Consider the following 17,261-nt stretch of genomic DNA (forward strand, 5'->3'; position numbering starts at 1 on the left):
GCCATGGGGGTCTTCGTCTTCCTGCCGCTCGTCCTCCCGCTGACCGCCTGGCCGGTCGCGCGGCTCGCCGAACAGCATCTGCACCCGCGCACCGCGACCCGGATGCTGACCGCCGTCGCCGCCGTCCTCGCGCTGTGCAGCACGCTGTGCCTGGCGCTCCTCATGGTCGTCGGCACCGCCCAGCTGCCGGGCAACCCGCTGCCCGACGCCTGGTCCGACCCGGAGGTGCGGGCGGCGGTGCCGTACGACGAGGTGGCCGGCCGGCTGGCGATCCCGGCGCTCCTCGCCGTCCTCGTCGCCTGCGGCGGCACGCTGCTGCGGCACCGGCGGGTGCGACGGCGGGCGGAACGCGCCCTCGCCCCGCTGCCCGCCCGCGCCGTCGCCGTCCTGCCCGACGACGTCCCCTACGCCTACGCGCTGCCCGGCGGACGCCGGGACCGGGTGGTGGTCAGCCGAGGGATGCTGGCGCGGCTGACCTCACGCGAGCGCCGCGCGCTCTTCGCCCACGAGCGGGCCCACCTGGAGGGCCGTCACCACCGCTTCCTCCTGGCCGTCCGGGTGGCCGCGCGCGCCAACCCCTTTCTCCGGCCGCTGAGCACGGCCGTCGCCTACACCGCCGAGCGCTGGGCCGACGAGGAGGCCGCCGCCCGGGTCGGCAGCCGCCGGGTCGTCGCCCGCGCCATCGGCAAGTCCGCCCTGGCACCGGCCGGGGCCCCGCCGCCGACCCTCGCGGGCTTCGCCGCCCCCGGCCCCGTCCCGAGGCGGGTGGCCGCCCTGCTCGCCCCGGCACCGGTCGCCCGCGCCTGGCCGGGCGTCGGCACGGCGACGGGCATGGCCGCCTGGGCCGCGGCCGTGGGGACCGCCGCGTCCGCCGTCGCCTCGGCGAACTCGGCCGTCACGCTGTACGCGATCCTCCACACGGCCACGACGCTCTAGCGCCTAGCCGGCCGACACGGGCAGGGAGGTGACCGTGTTGATGGTGAGCGAGGAGGTGGGCGGGCCCGGGGGCGCGTCCAGGCGCAGGGCGGGGAAGCGGGTGAAGAGGGCGGACAGGGCGGTACGGAGCTGGAGCCGGGCGAGCGGGGCGCCGACGCAGTAGTGGGCGCCCCGGCCGAAGGCCAGATGCGGGGCGTTCTCGCCGAGCCGGAAGGCGCCGTCCCCGTGCGGGGCCGGGTCGAGGTTGGCCGCCGAGTAGCACAGCAGCAGCGCGTCGCCCGCCCGGAGGGACTGCCCGCCCAGCGTGACGTCCGTGCGCGGAAAGGCGAAGGGCAGGGCGAAGACGCCGGCGTCGTACCGCAGCGCCCCTTCCACCACCTCGTCCCAGGTCACGGCCCCGTCGAGGGCGCGCCGCAGCTCGGCCGGGTGTTCCAGGAGGGCCCGTACGGCGTTGACGAGCGAGGCGACGGTCGTGTCGAAGCCCGCCGCGAGGAACAGCCAGAGGGTGTCCCGGGCCTCCTGCCGGCTCAGCCCCGTACCGGACTCCGCCGATTCCCTGAGGGCCGCGACCAGCCCGCCGTCCTCGCCGGGGCCCGGCGGCCGGTCCAGGAGATGGTCGAGGTACGCGCGGATCTCGGCGCTCAGGAGCCGCGACTCCTCCGGCGTGAGCGCGGCCCGGGAGAGCGCCCGGAAGACCAGGGACGTGGCCCGTGGCCGCTCGTCGTCGGGGACGGCGAGCAGCGAGCACAGCACGTCCAGGGCGAGCGGCAGGGCGAAGTCCGCGCGCAGGTCGAACGGCCGGGCGGCCGCGGCGAGTTCGTCGAGCAGCCGCCCGACCGCCTCGGCGACGGACGGCGCCAGCGCCTTGACCTGCCGCGGGGCGAACGCCCCCGCCGCCACCCGCCGCAGCCGGGTGTGGTCGGCGCCGTCCGCGGTGAGCATCCACTGACGGGTCAGATGGTCCCGCATCGGCCAGTCCGGCGGGATCTCCCCGTCCCGCAGCGCCCGCCAGTGCGCGGGGGAGCGGGCGAACTCCGGCCGGGTGAGCGCCGCTTCCAGTTCTGCGTAGCCGACGACGGCCCAGCACTCCACGCCACCGGGCCAGCGCGCCGGGACGACACTGCCGCGCGCCCGCAGCGTCCGTGCCAGGTCCCGCAGGTCCAGATGAGGATCGAGGACGACGGGGTCCAGGGCGATGGGGTCCAGGGCGAGGGGATCAGGTGTCACAGAATCAGGCGTCACAGATTCGAGTGTCACGGAATCAGCACCGCCTTGACCACCTCGCCGCTCGTCACGTCCCGCTCCGCCCGGTCGATCTCGTCGAGCGGGTAGCGGCGGATCAGCCGGTCGAAGGGGAAGCGGCCCTGCTGCCAGAGGTCGATCAGGCGCGGCACGAACAGCCGGGGTACGGCGTCGCCCTCGATGACGCCCTTGAGTGTGCGGCCGGAGGCGAGGAGCAGCGGATCCACCGTCAGGTCGCCGTGCTGGACGCCGACCAGACCGCATGACCCCTCGCTGTGCAGCGAGCGGATCAGCGAGGTGATGACCGACGGCAGCCCGGTGGTGTCGACCGCGTGGTCGGCGCCGCCGGTGATCTCCAGGAGCTCCTCCGTGAGCGTGTCCGAGCGGCCGTCGAGGGTGTGGGTCGCGCCGAGTTCCTCGGCCAGCTTGCGCCGCAGCGGCAGGAGGTCGACCGCGACGACGACGGTGGCGCCCACGGCCCGCGCGGCCATCACCGCGGCGAGCCCGACCGCGCCCGTACCGGCCACGACGACACTGGAACCGGCTTGGACGCGCAGGGAGTTGACGACCGCTCCCGCCCCGGTCTGGAAGCCGCAGCCGAGCGGTCCGAGCAGGTCGAGCGGCAGCGCCCGGGAGACGGGGACGAGCGCGCGGACGGGGACGACGGCATGGGTGGCGAAGGAGGACTGCCCGAACCAGTGCGCGGACACCTCCCGGCCCGCCGCGTCGAGCGCCGTACCGGTGCCGTCGGTCCTGCGGCCGGAGAGGTTGCGGGGGAAGAAGGTCGCGCAGCCGGCCGGCCGTGCGGCGAGGCAGGCGCGGCAGGCGCCGCAGGAGTCGAAGGACATGACGACGTGGTCGCCGGTGGCCACTTCGTGCACGCCGGGGCCGGTCGCCTCCACCGTCCCGGCCCCCTCGTGGCCCGCGATGAGCGGCAGGGCGACGCCGAGCCGGTCGGTGCGCGGCAGCAGGTCGGTGGGGCAGAAGCCGGTGCCGGCGATCCGGACGAGCGCCTCGCCGGGGCCCGGACCGTCGAGTGTGACGTCCTCGACGCGGAACGGCAGCGTACGGGAGCGGAGCACGGCCGCCCGGGCGGCGGTCACCGTTGTACCGGGGCGGGCCGTCACAGCGCGGCCTTCGTGCCGTCCCAGAAGGCGTCCGCCCACACGTCCCCGTACAGCCAGTTGCCGGGCGACTCGGCCTCGGGGCTGGTGTAGAACTCCCGGTGGGCGCGCAGGACGTCCGCCATCGGCAGGCCGGCGTCCTCGCCGCTCAGGCCCATGAGCCCGGCGGCGAGGCGGATGTTGGGCTCGGGGGTGCCCATGCCCCGCTGGAACGCGGTGAATTCGGGGAGCCGCACGATGCCGTCGTCGTCCCGGTCCACGGCCGCCCAGACGGACTCGCCGACCGGCCGGAAGTACGCGTCGTAGTCGTCCATCCCTCCGGCCAGCGCCTTCGCCATGGCCTCGCGCCACTCCTCGGGAGTGATCGGGCGGTCGGCGGCCCAGCCGGTGACGGCGGCCATGTGGTCGCAGAAGGCCTGCGAGGCGGCGTGCACGGCCTGGGCCTTGCGGCTGCCGAGCGGCTCGCCGAGGTAGATCAGGATCCGGGTGAACAGGACGGACACGTCGGCGAGTTCGATCACGGCGTCCCGGTCGCGGTCGGCGTGGGCGAAGCACACGTCGATCTTCCGCTCGATGAGCCGGGAGCCGATGTCATGAGGAGTGCGCATGAAGGTTTCTCTCCAGGGAAGGGGTGAGGGCGCTCACCACGGCGACGAGCGTGTGCCGGTCGGCGACGGCCCATCCGCGCGCGCGGGCCAGGGTCCGCAGGGCGTCGTCCGGCTCGAAGGCGACCGGGTGTCCGACGGCTGCGAGCAGCGCGTGGTCGGAGGCGCTGTTGCCGACGGCCAGGGCGGTGCGCAGATCGGCGCCGAGCCCGTGGGCGAGACCGCGCAGCAGCTCGGACTTGACCTCGGGAACGGCCGGCAGGGCCGCGAAGCCGCGCGTGTACGTGCCGTCGGCGGCGTGGGTCAGCCGCATGCCGAAGCGGTGGGTGACGCCCAGCTCGCCGGCCAGCCGGTCGACCATCTCCTGCGGGCTGCCGGAGAGCAGGACCGGGGTGTGGCCGGTGCGGCGCAGGTGTTCGAGCAGGGGGCCGGTGCTGTCGAGGAGCCGGTCGCGGACCCGCCGCCAGGCCGTGTGCGAGGCCCGGACGGCGTCCGTGTGCCGTACGCCTTCCATGGCCCGCCCGTACGCGGAGCTCGCGGGTCCGGTGGTGTCGCGGAACAGGGCGCCCGCCCCGCGGTGTTCGCGCATGGTCCGGTGCACGTGCCGGACGGCGCGGGCGCTCACCCGGCCGGCGGCGCGCAGTTCGTCGAGCAGGGCGAAGCCGAGGGTGCCCGCGTACAGGGTGCCGTCGACGTCCAGTGCGGCTAGCTTCATTCGGCTTTCCCGGGGGCCGCCCCGTGTGGTGGGTGGTGGTGTGCCTCGCGCGCGGCGTGGCACGGCGACGGCGGGGCGGGCGCCCGGACGCGGCCGGCCGGCGCCCGCCCCGCCGTCGGAGCGGGGTCAGGCGGCCTGGAAGTCGGCGCCGAAGAGCCAGTTGCCGTTGTCGTTGACGTCGGTGCTCGTGTAGAAGTCGCGGAAGGCGGTCATGAGTTCCTCGACCGAGAGGGAGCCGTCTCCGTCGAGGTCCAGCTTCTCGAAGCCGAGGCGGGCGTTCTCCGGCGTGGTGCCGAACGCGAGCTGGACGGCGCTGAACTCGGCGGCGGTGACGTCACCGTCGTCGTCGCGGTCGCAGAGCTTCCACAGGGCCGTGGCGACAGGGCGGCTGGCGGCGTCGAAGTTGGCGGGCGAGCCGACGATCCGGCGCATGCCGACGCGGTACTCCTCCGGGTCGATCTTCCCGTCCTTGTCGGTGTCCAGCTCCGCCACCATCCCCTCCCACCAGCTCTGACAGGCCCGCAGCATCTCGGCGGCCTTCGGGGAGTCGAAGGGCTCGTCGACGGCCGCGATCACGCGCGCCGCGAAGGTGAGGATGTCGGCGGCGTCCACCACGCCGTCCTTGTTCTGGTCCGCGTGCCCGAAGCACATGTCGAACTTGCGGTCCAGCAGGTCGTTCTGCGGGGCGAGGGTCATGTCGGTTCCTTTGCGTGACGACCACACGGCTATCCAGGGGACAGCCGTGTGGTTTCGGGGGATGGCGACACGAGTGTAGGAATCGGACCGGACCCGGATTTCCGCCCGGAAGAGGCGCTCACTCCAACGGATGAGACGGATATGAGCCGCGCGTGGAACGTCCGACGGCCCTTTCCCCTACGGGGTTTGATCATTCGTCAGGGGGTGCTGGCCGGATCCCATCCCATGATCATCCCGTCGGTCCTTCGGCCCGCTCGTTCGTTCGCAAGGTGAGTCCTCAGCCGATCGCCAGCGGTACGCCCGGGGCGAGTTCGGCGGCGATGCGCTCGGCGACCACCTCGGCCATGTTGCCCTCGGGCGTGGTCGGGGTCTTGGTCGCGGACACCGCGAGGGCGAGCCGCTCGGACGGCAGATAGGCCTGGATCGCCGCGTATCCGGAGAACGACGGGTTCTGCAGGATCCAGCCGTTGACGACGATGACGCCGAGGCCGAAGTGCTTGGCCTCCGTCTGCTTCAGGCAGACCGTGGCCGGGCAGCGGGCGGTGCCGCCGCCGAGGCCGACCGTGCCCGGGTTCACCAGGGTGCGGTACGCGCGGGGCGACAGCAGCTCACCGCTGCCGATGCCCTCGGCGGAACGGGCCAGGTCGCAGACGTGGGTGGTGATGACCGCGCCGGGCGCCGTGGTCCACGACGGGTTCCAGAAGGTGGACTCCTCGTACAGGCCGCGCTCCGAGGTGAACGCGTGCAGCACCCGCTGCGGGATGTCGGGCGTGAAGTTGTTCCGCGTGTCGCGCAGCCCCAGCGGGCCGGTGACCCGCTCCTCCACGAACTCCTCGATCGGCATCCCGGTGATCTTCTCCAGGGCGGCGACGAGCAGCACGTAGTTGGCGTGCGAGTAGCTCCAGCTGGTGCCCGGCTCGTACCAGAAGGAGTGGCGGTACGGGTAGGAGAGCAGCTGCTCCGGGGTCCACTGGCGGAACGGGTGCGCCGCCAGCTCCTTCAGGAAGGCCGGGTCGGTGACGTAGTCGTGCAGGCCGGTGGTGTTGGTGGCCAGCATCCGCAGGGTGATCTCGTGCGCCTTGGGCACGTCGGGCAGCCACCGCTCCACGGTGTCGTCCAGGCTCACCCGGTGTTCCTGGACCAGCTGGAGCAGGGCCGTGCCGATGTGCGCGAAGGCGACCGAACCGGCCCGGAAGTGCATGTCCGGTTCGGCGGGCACGCCCGTCATGGACTCGCCGAGCGCGTCGGTGAGGACCTCGCGCCCGTCGAGGGTGACCTTGACCTCCACGGACTTCAGGCGCAGGTCGGCCTTGGCCTTGCGGGTGATGTCCAGGACCCGCCGGGCCTGCCCGTCGAGCGGCCGCTGGGTCCGTACGCACGGCTGGTCACCGTGGCCGCCGCCCGCCTCCCGGGCGGCGGCGGGCAGGACGGCGGAGGTCTGGGACACGACGGCGAGGAGCGCGGCGCAGAGGGCCGTGCGGAGGGCGGTGCGATGGGTGGTGCGATGGGTGGTGCGTCTCATGTCCGCACTATCCCCACGCCGCCGCGCTCGCCTCCGCCCGCAACTCCGCCGAGCACCCCGCACGGGGGCGGCGACGCGTCCGTGTGGGGCAAGGGGGGCGGGAAGGGCGCCGCTACTGCGCGGTGGCCGACAGCGGGGCCAGGTCCGGCTCGACCCACGAGATCCGCGCCGTGTCCGCCGCGAGGGTCTCCGGCCGGTAGTGGCGGTGCAGCAGGGCCGCCTCGAACAGCTCGGGGTGGCGGGCGGCGAAGCCGTCGAAGCCGTCGGCGGCGCCCTCCTCGCCGTCGGCGGCCAGCCGCAGCCCGACCAGCTCGACCCACGCCCGGGTCATCGTCACATGGAACTTCTGCGGCGCTCCGGCGGCGGTCGCCGTGCGGTCGATGCCCGCGCCGACCAGCTCCACGGCCGCGGCGGTGCCGTGCGCCCGTACCGCGCGCCAGGCCAGCTCGACGTGCTGCCGGTGACCGAAGCGGTCGGCCCCGGCCATGACCTCCCGCATCAGTACGCCGAAGGCGTCGTCGGCGGGGCGGTCGGCGGGGCGGTCGGTGGGGGAGGTGCTCATGCGGATGCCTTCGTCAGTGCGTCGAGGACGGCGTGGAAGCCGGCCACCTCGGCGGGGGTGAGGCCGCCCAGAGCGCGCTGCTCCAGGTCGGCGAGGGTCTCCCGGACGGTGTCGGCGGTGAGCCGGCCCGTCGGGGTCAGTTCGATCAGTACGGAGCGCCGGTCGCCGGCCCGGCTGCCCCGGGTGATGTGCCCGCGCCGCTCCAGCCGGTCCAGCACCCCGGTGAGCGTCGTGGGCCGGGTGCCGACGGCGGCACCGAGCTCGGAGACCGTGCGGCCCCGCCCGTCGGCGAGGTTGGCGAGCGCGTTGATCTCGGACGGCGTCAGGTCCAGGTCGACGAGCTCGGCGCCGATCAGCTGGAGGGTGGCGTGGGTCGCGCGTTGCAGCGCGAGCAGCGCGGAGGAGGCCGGGGGAGGGGGAGGGGGAGGGGGAGCGGAAGGAGATGCGGACGTCACGGTTCCGGATAGTACGTATACGTAGGATTCGAAGTCAAAGAAAAGGGCCGGCGCCGTGGGCGGCCTTGTCAGGGGTGGGTGGCGGGTGGAGCCTAGACCCGCCGGACGTCGACGCCCTGCTCGGTGAGCGCGTCGACCACGGGGTCGGGGGCGTCGTGGTCGGTGACGAGGATGTCGATGTCGGAGATGGCGCAGACACGGGCGAAGGCGCGCCGGCCCAGCTTGGTGGAGTCGGTGACGACGACCAGGGTGGCGGCTCGCTCCGCCATGGCGCGGTTGGCGCTCGCCTCGCCCTCGTCGTGCGTGGAGGCGCCGAAGTCCGGGTCGACCGCGTCGATGCCGAGGATCGCGTAGTCCAGCGACAGGCCCTGGAGCGTCGCCGCCGCGAGCGGGCCGGTCAGCTCGTAGGACTGCGGGCGGGCGACGCCGCCGGTCACGACCGTCTTCACGTACGGGCGGACGGCGAGCTCGTTGGCGATGTTGACCGCGTTGGTGACGATGGTCAGCGCCGGTCCCGCGGTGTGCTGCGCGAGGTCGCCCCGGGTGGCGAGTTCGCGCGCGACCTCGGAGGTGGTCGTGCCGCCGTTGAGCCCGACGATCGCGCCCGGCGGGACGAGCGCGGCGGCGGCGCGGGCGATGCGCTGCTTCTCGTCGGCCTTGCGGGCGGTCTTGTAGCGCAGCGGGAGGTCGTACGTGACGCCGCTGAGCACGGCGCCGCCCCGGGTGCGGGTGAGCAGTTGCTGGCGGGCGAGCTCCTCCAGGTCGCGGCGGACCGTGGCGGGGGAGACGCCGAGCAGCTCGGCCGCCTCGCCGACCTCGATGCTGCCCTTCTCGCCCAGCGCGTCGAGCAGCCGCGTCCAGCGCTCGTGCGTGCTCATCACCGTTCTCCTCGCCTCGTGACCTCGGAGGGCTGAGCGTAACGCGGACCTCCTGCCGGTGAGCGGTCTCTGCACATGCTTGCTCAAAGTTGCGCGCAGACTCTATAAAGGAGCCAACTTCAATCATCACCACCACCTTCATCCTTCGGTTCGGGGAGGCGACGTCATGAGTCATGTCGACACGGAGATAGCCAGCCAGCCCGCCTGCTGGCGGCGCGCACTGGAGACCAAGCCCGCCGGCCTGCCCGCCGACGGCGAGCGCGTCGCCGTCGTCGGCTGCGGGACCTCCCTCTACATCGCCCAGGCGTACGCCGTGCTGCGCGAGGCCGCGGGACTCGGCGAGACCGACGCCTTCGCCGCCTCCGAGTACCCGGCGAACCGCCGCTACGACCGGGTCGTCGCGATCACCCGCTCCGGCACCACGACCGAGGTGCTCGCCGCCCTGGCCCGGGTCCCCGAGGGCACCCCGACCGTCGCCCTCACCGGCGACCTCGACACCCCCGTCGTCCGGGCCGCCGGCACCGTCGTCGACCTCTCCTTCGCCGACGAGCGCTCCGTCGTGCAGACCCGCTTCGCCACCACCGCCCTCGTCCTGCTGCGCGCCGCCCTCGGCCTCGTACCGGACGACCTCGTCGAGCAGGCCGAGCGGGCCGTCGCCGCACCGCTGCCCGAAGCCGCCGTGGAATCCGGGCAGTTCACCTTCCTCGGCACCGGCTGGACCATCGGCCTCGCCAACGAGGCCGCGCTCAAGCTGCGCGAGGCGGCCGGGGCCTGGACCGAGTCGTACGCGGCGATGGAGTACCGGCACGGCCCGATCAGCGTCACCGGCCCGCACAGCACCGTCTGGTTCTTCGGCCCGCCGCCCGCCGGGCTCCTCGACCAGATCGCCCCGACCGGCGCGTACGCCTCCGTCACCGACGCCGACCCGCTCGCCGACCTCATCCGCGCCCAGCGCCTCGCCGTCGCCCTCGCCGCGCAGAGCGGCCTCGACCCCGACCAGCCGCAGGGCCTCACCCGCTCCATCGTCCTGGCCGACTCCTGACCCCGCCCGGCCGGTGACACCCCCGCCCCGCCGCCGACCCCCTCCCGGCGGCGGGGCCCGACCAAGGAGCAGAACCGTCATGCCCCTCGTAGGAACGGGCGACATCGTCGGACCGGCCGCGGCCGGTCGCCGCGGCGTCGGCGCCTTCAACGTCATCCAGCTCGAACACGCCCAGGCCATCGTCGCCGGCGCCGAGGCCGCCGGCACCCCCGTGATCCTCCAGGTCAGCGAGAACACCGCCCGCTACCACGGCGCCCTCGCCGCGATCGGCTCGGCCACCCTCGCCGTCGCCCGCGCCGCGGACGTCCCCGTCGCCGTCCACCTCGACCACGCCACCTCGGCCGGACTCGTCGAGGAGGCCGTCGCCCTCGGCTTCTCCTCCGTCATGTACGACGCCTCCACCCTGCCGTACGAGGCGAACGTCGACGCCACCGCGCGGGTCCGGGCCCTGTGCCACGCCTCCGGCGTCTGGGTCGAGGCCGAACTCGGCGAGGTCGGCGGCAAGGACGGCGTCCACGCCCCGGGCGCCCGCACCGACCCGGCCGAGGCCGCCGCCTTCGTCACCGCCACCGGCGTCGACGCCCTCGCGGTCGCCGTCGGCACCTCGCACGCCATGGCCACCCGCGACGCCGCCCTCGACTTCGCCCTCATCGCGGCCCTGCGCGCCCGGCTGCCCGTGCCGCTGGTGCTGCACGGCTCCTCGGGCGTCGGCGACGAGGACCTGGCCACCGCCGTCGCCCACGGCATGACCAAGGTCAACATCGCCACCCACCTGAACCGGGTCTTCACCCGCGCCGCCCGCGAAGTCCTCGACGCCGACCGCTCCCTCGCCGACACCCGCCGCTACCTCGGCGCCGGCCGCACGGCGATGACCCACGAGGTCACCCGACTGCTCGGGATCCTGGACGCGGGGGCCAGGGTGGGGTGAGGGGGCGCCGTGGGGGGGCGCGGTGGGTCCCCTCAGCCCTCGGCCGCGCCGAACCACCGCTCCAGCCGCTCGCCCAGCTCCCCCTGGTCCTCGCCGACCCACGCCACATGCCCGTCCGGCCGCAGCAGCACCGCGGGCGCGCCCGGGCCCCCGAAGCCGGGGTCGTCGGCCGCGTCGACGCGGTCCGCCACCCGGTCGACGCGGTCCGCCCAGCCCGCGACCGAGAGCCGGCCGGTCTGGTCGAGCAGCAGCCCGCGGCCGGCGTGCGTCCGGCCGTACAGCCGCCCCCGCCCCAGTCCCACGTCCCGCAGCCGCCGGCCGACGAGCGGGTGCGCGTCGCCGAAGTCGTAGCGGATGTCGATCGCGGTGATCATCCCGGTCAGGTACCGGTTCACCTCCTCGAACTCCATCAGTCGCGACAGCAGCGCCCGCAGCGCCGCCGCGCCGGGATCCTCCGTCCCCATCAGGGTCATCTGGGCGCGGGTGTTGTCGAGGACGGCCGCGCCCACCGGGTGCCGCTCGGCGTGGTAGCTGTCGAGGAGGCCGTCCGGCGCCCAGCCGGCCACCTCGGCGGCCAGCTTCCAGCCGAGGTTGAACGCGTCCTGCACACCGAGGTTCAGCCCCTGCCCGCCGGTCGGCGGATGGATGTGCGCCGCGTCCCCGGCCAGCAGCACCCGGCCGGACCGGTAGCGCTCGGCCTGCCGGGTGGCGTTGCCGACCCGGGACAGCCAGCGCGGCGCGTGCACGCCGAAGTCCGTGCCCGCGTACGCCCGCAGCTGCCGCCTGAACTCGTCGAGGGTCGTCGGAGCCGACCGGTCCTCGGCCACCCCGTCGGCGGGCACGACGATACGGTGCACCCCCGGGTTCTCGTCGATGTCCGGGATGACGCCGAAGCGCAGCTGGGTCCTGCGGACCTCCGCGACGACCGCGGCGATCGTGGCGGCGTCCGCGGTCACCTCCACATCGCCGAGCAGGGTGTCGACGGTCGACGGCTCGCCGGGGAAGCCGATGCCGGCCAGCTTGCGCACCGTGCTGCGGCCGCCGTCGCACCCGACGAGATAGCGCGAGCGCAGCCGGGTGCCGTCGGCGAGCTCCACGTCCACCCCGGTCTCGTCCTGGCCCAGCGCGACCACCTCGCGGCCGCGCCGCAGCTCGGTGCCGAGGGCGAGGGCGTGCTCGGTCAGCAGCCGCTCGGTGACCGGCTGCGGGGTGGTGAGACCGTACGGGTGGGCCGTGTCCAGGCCCTCCGGCCACGCCGTGTGGATGCCGGCGAAGAACCCGCCGACCTGGAACTTCTCCCCGGCCGCGAGGAAGCCGCCGAGCAGCCCCCGCTGGTCCATCACCTCCACGGTGCGCGCGTGCAGCCCGCGCCCCCGGGAGTGCGTGAGCGGCTCGGGGGTCTTCTCCAGGACGAGCGTGCGCACACCGTGCAGCCGCAGCTCGCCTGCGAGCATGAGGCCGGTCGGCCCGCCGCCGACGACGATCACGTCCGGGGTTTCGAGACGATCGGTCAAGAGGCACACCCTTTTGGCTGGTTGGGGAATCGGCCGCCCATTCTGCGCCCCGCGCCGGGGGCCTCGCCGCCGCCACCCCCGCCCCGGCTGCGAGAATGACCGCCACGGGGAACAGGGGGAGGTCCATCAGTGGTGCGCGAACGGCTTCGAGCCCGCTTCCGGTACTGGTTCGACGGCACGATGGACCGGGGCACGCCCGCCCTGATCAGCTGGCTGGCCCTCGCCTCGCTGCTGCTCATCGGCGTCGCCTCCACCCTGGTCGTCCTGTTCACCGACACCGACGCCGAGAACAACGGCGGCTGGGCGGGCGTCGCCTGGATGAGCCTGCTGCGCACCCTGGACCCCGGCACCATGGGTGGGGACACCGGCGGCCCGGTCTTCCTCGCCCTGATGCTGGCCGTGACCATCGGCGGCATCTTCATCGTCAGCGCCCTCATCGGTGTGCTGACCACCGGCCTCAACCAGCGCATCAACCAACTGCGCAAGGGGCGTTCCCAGCTCATCGAGCGCGGGCACACGATCGTGCTCGGCTGGTCGGAGCAGGTCTTCACGGTGGTGTCCGAGCTCGTCGAGGCGAACCAGAGCGAACGGCGCTCGTGCGTGGTGATCCTCGCGGACCGGGACAAGGTCGCCATGGAGGACGCGATCCGCGAGCGCGTCCCCGACCCGGGCAGCACCCGGGTCGTCTGCCGCTCCGGCAACCCGCTCGTCCGCGCCGACCTGGAGCTGGTCAGCCCCGACACCGCCAAGTCCATCATGGTGCTGCCGCCGTCCGGCGACGACCGGGACGTCGACGTCATCAAGGTGCTGCTCCTGCTCAACAGCCGTACCTGGAACGCCGTACGCCCCCACGTCGTCGCGGCCGTGCACGACTCGGAGAACCTCGCCGCCGCCCGGCTGGCCGCCGGCGGGACGGCCCTGGTGATCGACGCCGAGGACATCGCGGTCCGCCTCATCGCCCAGGCGCACCGGCAGACCGGCCTGTCGACCGTCTTCAACGAGCTGCTCAGCTTCGTCGGCAACGAGTTCTACTTCCGCGAGGAGCCGTCCCTGGTCGGCAGCACGTACGGACACGCCCTCGGCGCCTACGCCCGTGGGGTGCCGGCCGGGCTGCACAGGAACGACGGCCAGGTCCTGGTCAACCCGCCGATGGACACCGTCATCGCGCCCGGCGACCATCTGCTCATGGTCGCCGAGGACGACCTCCTGATCCGCCGGGCCGACGGCCCGCAGCCGGTCGTCGAGACGGCGATCACGACCGCCCCCGTCCAGCCGCCCCACCTCGACCGGACGCTGCTCATCGGCGAGAACTCCCGTACGGCGAAGCTGGTCTGCCTCCTGGACAGCTTCGTCGAACCCGGCTCGACCCTCGACATCGCCGCCCCCCGCCGCCCGGAGGCCGCGCTGCACGAGCGGCTCGACCACCTCACCGTCGGCTTCAAGCGCTGCGAGCCGACCCGCAGGTCCTCGCTGGAGGCGCTGGACCTGGGCGGCTACCAGCACATCGTGGTGCTCTCGGACGACACCATCGCCCCCGGCCGCGCCGACGACCGCACGCTGGTCACCCTGCTGCACCTGCGGGACATCGAGATCGGCCTCGGCGACCCGTACTCGATCGTCACGGAGATGCACGACGACGCCAACCGCGAGGTCGCCCAGGTCACCAAGGCTGACGACTTCATCGTCAGCACCAAGGTGATCAGCCTGCTGCTCACCCAACTGACCGAGAACCGGGACCTGTACGCGGTCTTCCTCGACCTCTTCGACCCGGAGGGCTCGGAGATCTACCTCAAGCCGGCCTGCGACTACGTGGTCCCGGGCGCCGAGGCGAACTTCGCCACCGTCGTCGAGGCCGCGCGCCGCCGGGGCGAGACAGCCATCGGCTACCGCCTCGCCCGGCACGGCGACGAGGCGCCCACCTACGGGATCTTCCTCAACCCGTCCCGTACGGCACCGGTCGTCTTCGACACCCGGGACGCGGTCGTCGTCTTCGCCGAGAACTGAGAACGGTCCGACAGGTCAGGGCCCCGCGCGCCGAACACCGCGGACGGCGCGCGGGGCCTTCCCGACCGGGGCTCCCCGCGCGGCGAGAGCCACTCCTCCGCGCGGGGCCGGTGTGCTGCCAGTCAAGCAGGGAGCCTCCCCGCGGGCGACTGGAGCCGGGTACGGGATCACGGCTTCTGGAAGCCGGCGTCCTGGAGGATCTTCTGGGCCTCGGGGGAGCTGAGCCAGGCCACGAACGCGGCGGCGGCGTCGGCGTTCTTGGAGTCCTTGAGGGTGGCGGCGGGGTACTCGGCGACGGCGTTCTGCGCGTCGGGGATATCGACGGCGTCGACCTTGTCCTTGGCGCTCTCCGCGTCGGTCTTGTAGACGAGACCGGCGTCGGCCTCGCCGAGTTCGACCTTGCTGAGGACCGCGCGGACGTTGGGCTCCTGGGAGACCGGCTTCACGGTGATCTTCTGGGCGTCGAGGATCTTCTTGCTGTACTTGCCCGCCGGGACCTCGGGAGCGGCGAGGACGACCTTGAGCTTGGGGTCGGCGAGGTCCGCGAGGGCGTCGACCTTGTGCGGGTTGCCCTCGCCGGTGGCGATGACGAGCCGGTTCTTCGCGATGACCGTGGGCGCGTTCGTGTCGGCCTTGGCCTTGGCCATGCTCTTGGTGTCGGCGGTGACCAGGGCGTCGGCGGGCGCGCCCTGGGCGACCTGGGCGACGAGTTCCTGGGAGCCGGCGAAGGAGAACGTGACCTTGGTGCCCGGGTGGCTCTTCTCGTAGGCGGCGCCCGCGGTCTTGAAGACATCGGTGAGCGAGGCGGCGGCCAGGACCGTGAGCTCGGCCTTGGGGGCGCCGCTCGCGGAGGAGGAGGCGGTGGAGCCGCCGGTGTCCTTCTTGGCGCCGCTGTCGGTGTCGTTCGAGCAGGCGGCCAGCGGGACGAGCAGCGCGGCGGTGACCACGGCGGCGGCGGTACGGCGTCTGGCGTGCGTACGGGGCAGGGACATGGGCTCGTGACTCCTTCGGGACGGACGGAAGTACTGCATGAGGGCTCAGGCGTCAGGTGCGGCCGACTTCCACTCCCGGCAGGACTGCATGTGCGACACCGTAGGGCCGCCCGGCTCTCATCTGCAACAAGCATGGAGGACCCTCCATCGCGAATGAGAGGCCGCTCGGAGGAAAGGCCAACAGGCTCCTCGGGCTTCCCGGGAAGCTCCAGGCCCCGGCGCCGGTCCCTGTGCGTTCGGACGAGAGGCGTTTTCCAGACCTGGCGTGGCATCTACGATGGATCGTCTCGTATTCACCTTGCGCATGTGGGGTGGACGGGACGCGTGCGTCCGCAGCGCGCATTCATCAGGGGGCAAGGAGTTCCGTATGCAGGTCGACCATCTTCTCCGCCTCGACCGTCTCGACCTCTCCCTGGTCTGGGGGGACCGGGCCCTGCTCGGCCAGGAGGTCGGCGGCGTGACGGCCACGGATCTGGAGGACCCGGCGCGGTTCCTGGAGGCCGGGGAGATCGTGCTGAGCGGACTGGTCTGGTGGAACGGGGCGGACGACCCGGCCAAGGCCGACCGCTTCGTGTCGGCGCTCAGCGAGGCGGGCGCGGTGGCCCTGCTCGCCGGGGAGGAGACCCACGGCGAGGTGCCCGAGGCCGTCGTCGACGCCTGCCGGCGGCACCGCGTCGCCCTGCTCGCCGTCCCCGCGCACACCAGCTTCCGCGCGGTCACCGAGGCCGTCTACCTGCGCCAGTGGGGCGAGCTCAGCCGCCGCCCCACCGACCACTACGCGCTGCCGGAGAACGTCCGCGCCGACCTCGACCGCGACCTCGAACGCGGGGCCTCGGTGGGCGAGTTGCTGGACCGGGCCTTCGCCCACCTCGGCACCCCCGACTGCCACCTGCTCACCGGCAGCGGCCGTACGGTCGCCCTGACGGCGGGCGCGGCGCGCCTGCCGGCCCGGCGGGCCGCGGAGCTCCTGCGCGGGACGCGCGGCACGACCGTGCGGGTCGAGGCCGACGACGACACGGCCTTCGACGCCTGGCATCTGCACCTGCCCGAGGAGGGGCGGGTCCCGCCGCGCGTCCTCCACGAGATAGCCGAACTCCTCGGCCGCCACCGGCGCCGCGAGGACCGCCGACGGGCCGCCCGCGCGGCGGCCGCGGCCGAACTCATGGACGCGGTGGGCGCCGCGCACACCGACCCGAACCGGGTGCACGGCGCGCTGACGGCGTGCGGCCTGGGGGACCGGCGCGCCTACACGGTGGTCGTGGCGAGCCTGGAGCCGGGCGGGCGCGCGCGGGGCGGCCGAGCCGGGGGAGCGGGGAAGGCGGCGGCCCCCGACGCGGGGGCGCTCGACGGCGGGGCGGCGCCCGACGCCGGGGCGGCGGCTCCCGGCCGCGCCCGGGTCCCCGTGCCGTCCGGAGACGCCCGGGACGCCGACGCCGCCGCCGCGCTCGCGGAGGCGCTGGGGCACCTGCCCCCGGCCGTCGCCGTCTCCGTCGTCGCCGAGCGCCCCGGCGGCGAGGCCATGGCCGTCCTGGCCCACGACGAGGGCGCCGGTCCCGAGCTGCGGGCGGTGCTCGGCGAGGTGTGGCCGCTGGTCCACGCCTGCCGGCCCGGCGGCGCCCTGCACGCCGGGACCGGCGAGCCCGTCACCACCCCGGCGGGGCTGAACACCGCGCTCTCCCAGGCCCGTTACGCACTGGCGGCGGCCCGCGCCTCGGCGCCCTCCACACAGCGCCTCGCCGGTCTCGACGACCTGCGCGGCCTGGAGTCCCTGGTGGCCGGCATCCCCGACGCCGTACGGGAGGTGTACCGGAAGACGGTCCTCGGCCCGCTCCTCGGACCCGGCCGGGCCTCGCACGCGACGCTCCTGGAGACCCTGGAGGTCTTCCTCGCGCACAACTGCTCCTGGGCCAGGACCGCCGAGGCCCTGCACCTGCACGTCAACACGGTCCACTACCGCATCGAGCGCGTCGAACTCCTCACCGGACGCGACCTGTCCCGCCTCGACCACAAACTCGACCTGCGCGCCGCCCTGTTGTGCCGCTGAGC

Annotated in this window: 16 protein-coding genes; 5 read left to right on the forward strand and 11 right to left on the reverse strand. The window is 74.0% G+C overall.

Annotated features, from left to right (window positions below; translation table 11 throughout):
• Positions 1 to 3 precede the first annotated feature (3 nt).
• Positions 4 to 936: a M56 family metallopeptidase gene (locus ABTZ54_RS29125; protein WP_351668754.1), complete on the forward strand. Its 933-nt coding sequence runs from the start codon at positions 4 to 6 to the stop codon at positions 934 to 936.
• Positions 937 to 939: 3 nt separating this feature from the next.
• Here the strand turns inward: ABTZ54_RS29125 and ABTZ54_RS29130 are convergent, their stop codons facing one another.
• From ABTZ54_RS29130 to ABTZ54_RS29170, 9 genes are all read right to left on the reverse strand, one after another.
• The gene (locus ABTZ54_RS29130; RefSeq protein WP_351668756.1) at positions 940 to 2,163 is read right to left on the reverse strand and encodes a cytochrome P450; all 1,224 of its coding nucleotides are present in this window, start codon (positions 2,161 to 2,163) and stop codon (positions 940 to 942) included.
• Between the two features lie 26 nt (positions 2,164 to 2,189).
• Complete coding sequence (locus tag ABTZ54_RS29135; protein ID WP_351668758.1) at positions 2,190 to 3,281, reverse strand: NAD(P)-dependent alcohol dehydrogenase; 1,092 nt, start codon at positions 3,279 to 3,281, stop codon at positions 2,190 to 2,192.
• A 20-nt stretch (positions 3,282 to 3,301) separates the two neighbouring features.
• Positions 3,302 to 3,910 (reverse strand): EF-hand domain-containing protein, encoded by a 609-nt coding sequence (locus ABTZ54_RS29140; protein WP_351668760.1) that lies wholly within the window; start codon positions 3,908 to 3,910, stop codon positions 3,302 to 3,304.
• Positions 3,894 to 4,622, reverse strand: coding sequence for an HAD family hydrolase (locus ABTZ54_RS29145; RefSeq protein ID WP_351668762.1), 729 nt, complete (start codon positions 4,620 to 4,622; stop codon positions 3,894 to 3,896). Before ABTZ54_RS29145 ends, ABTZ54_RS29140 begins: the two co-directional genes overlap by 17 nt.
• Positions 4,623 to 4,748: 126 nt before the next feature.
• A complete protein-coding gene (locus ABTZ54_RS29150; RefSeq protein WP_351668764.1) occupies positions 4,749 to 5,318 on the reverse strand; it encodes an EF-hand domain-containing protein in 570 nt (189 codons plus the stop codon).
• A 277-nt stretch (positions 5,319 to 5,595) separates the two neighbouring features.
• A complete protein-coding gene (locus ABTZ54_RS29155) occupies positions 5,596 to 6,840 on the reverse strand; it encodes a serine hydrolase domain-containing protein (protein WP_351668766.1) in 1,245 nt (414 codons plus the stop codon).
• Positions 6,841 to 6,952: 112 nt separating this feature from the next.
• On the reverse strand, positions 6,953 to 7,402 hold the full coding sequence (locus ABTZ54_RS29160) for a hypothetical protein (RefSeq protein ID WP_351668767.1): 450 nt from the start codon (positions 7,400 to 7,402) through the stop codon (positions 6,953 to 6,955).
• Positions 7,399 to 7,857: a MarR family winged helix-turn-helix transcriptional regulator gene (locus tag ABTZ54_RS29165; protein ID WP_351668769.1), complete on the reverse strand. Its 459-nt coding sequence runs from the start codon at positions 7,855 to 7,857 to the stop codon at positions 7,399 to 7,401. Before ABTZ54_RS29165 ends, ABTZ54_RS29160 begins: the two co-directional genes overlap by 4 nt.
• Before the next feature lie 92 nt (positions 7,858 to 7,949).
• Positions 7,950 to 8,735: a DeoR/GlpR family DNA-binding transcription regulator gene (locus ABTZ54_RS29170; protein WP_351668771.1), complete on the reverse strand. Its 786-nt coding sequence runs from the start codon at positions 8,733 to 8,735 to the stop codon at positions 7,950 to 7,952.
• A 166-nt stretch (positions 8,736 to 8,901) separates the two neighbouring features.
• On the opposite strand from ABTZ54_RS29170, the gene ABTZ54_RS29175 reads away from it, so the two are divergent.
• Together ABTZ54_RS29175 and ABTZ54_RS29180 are read left to right on the forward strand one after the other, a co-directional pair.
• A complete protein-coding gene (locus tag ABTZ54_RS29175) occupies positions 8,902 to 9,777 on the forward strand; it encodes an SIS domain-containing protein (RefSeq protein WP_351668773.1) in 876 nt (291 codons plus the stop codon).
• 79 nt (positions 9,778 to 9,856) lie between these two features.
• Positions 9,857 to 10,705, forward strand: a complete 849-nt coding sequence (locus tag ABTZ54_RS29180) for a class II fructose-bisphosphate aldolase (protein ID WP_351668775.1) — start codon at positions 9,857 to 9,859, stop codon at positions 10,703 to 10,705.
• A gap of 32 nt (positions 10,706 to 10,737) precedes the next feature.
• On the opposite strand, the gene rox is transcribed toward ABTZ54_RS29180, so the two are convergent.
• Complete coding sequence (rox, locus tag ABTZ54_RS29185; RefSeq protein WP_351668777.1) at positions 10,738 to 12,219, reverse strand: rifampin monooxygenase; 1,482 nt, start codon at positions 12,217 to 12,219, stop codon at positions 10,738 to 10,740.
• Positions 12,220 to 12,351: 132 nt separating this feature from the next.
• On the opposite strand from rox, the gene ABTZ54_RS29190 reads away from it, so the two are divergent.
• A complete protein-coding gene (locus ABTZ54_RS29190) occupies positions 12,352 to 14,223 on the forward strand; it encodes a CASTOR/POLLUX-related putative ion channel (protein ID WP_351668779.1) in 1,872 nt (623 codons plus the stop codon).
• Between the two features lie 167 nt (positions 14,224 to 14,390).
• Here ABTZ54_RS29190 and modA read toward each other — a convergent pair whose 3' ends face one another.
• Complete coding sequence (gene modA / locus ABTZ54_RS29195) at positions 14,391 to 15,215, reverse strand: molybdate ABC transporter substrate-binding protein (protein WP_351668781.1); 825 nt, start codon at positions 15,213 to 15,215, stop codon at positions 14,391 to 14,393.
• Positions 15,216 to 15,582: 367 nt separating this feature from the next.
• Between modA and ABTZ54_RS29200 the strand changes: the two genes are divergently transcribed.
• Positions 15,583 to 17,259, forward strand: a complete 1,677-nt coding sequence (locus ABTZ54_RS29200; protein WP_351668783.1) for a helix-turn-helix domain-containing protein — start codon at positions 15,583 to 15,585, stop codon at positions 17,257 to 17,259.
• The last annotated feature ends 2 nt before the right edge of the window (positions 17,260 to 17,261 follow it).

It is taken from the genome of Streptomyces sp. NPDC094032 (assembly GCF_040303965.1).
Taxonomy (GTDB): domain Bacteria; phylum Actinomycetota; class Actinomycetes; order Streptomycetales; family Streptomycetaceae; genus Streptomyces.

Excerpts from the sequence above, each read along its gene's own strand:
- ABTZ54_RS29175 (WP_351668773.1), top strand. The coding sequence starts at position 8,902 with ATGAGTCATGTCGACACGGAGATAGCCAGCCAGCCCGCCTGCTGGCGG.
- ABTZ54_RS29150 (WP_351668764.1), bottom strand. The coding sequence starts at position 5,318 with ATGACCCTCGCCCCGCAGAACGACCTGCTGGACCGCAAGTTCGACATG.
- ABTZ54_RS29180 (WP_351668775.1), top strand. The coding sequence starts at position 9,857 with ATGCCCCTCGTAGGAACGGGCGACATCGTCGGACCGGCCGCGGCCGGT.
- ABTZ54_RS29200 (WP_351668783.1), top strand. The coding sequence starts at position 15,583 with ATGCAGGTCGACCATCTTCTCCGCCTCGACCGTCTCGACCTCTCCCTG.
- ABTZ54_RS29145 (WP_351668762.1), bottom strand. The coding sequence starts at position 4,622 with ATGAAGCTAGCCGCACTGGACGTCGACGGCACCCTGTACGCGGGCACC.
- ABTZ54_RS29155 (WP_351668766.1), bottom strand. The coding sequence starts at position 6,840 with ATGAGACGCACCACCCATCGCACCACCCATCGCACCGCCCTCCGCACG.
- ABTZ54_RS29170 (WP_351668771.1), bottom strand. The coding sequence starts at position 8,735 with ATGAGCACGCACGAGCGCTGGACGCGGCTGCTCGACGCGCTGGGCGAG.
- ABTZ54_RS29140 (WP_351668760.1), bottom strand. The coding sequence starts at position 3,910 with ATGCGCACTCCTCATGACATCGGCTCCCGGCTCATCGAGCGGAAGATC.
- modA (WP_351668781.1), bottom strand. The coding sequence starts at position 15,215 with ATGTCCCTGCCCCGTACGCACGCCAGACGCCGTACCGCCGCCGCCGTG.
- ABTZ54_RS29160 (WP_351668767.1), bottom strand. The coding sequence starts at position 7,402 with ATGAGCACCTCCCCCACCGACCGCCCCGCCGACCGCCCCGCCGACGAC.
- ABTZ54_RS29125 (WP_351668754.1), top strand. The coding sequence starts at position 4 with ATGGGGGTCTTCGTCTTCCTGCCGCTCGTCCTCCCGCTGACCGCCTGG.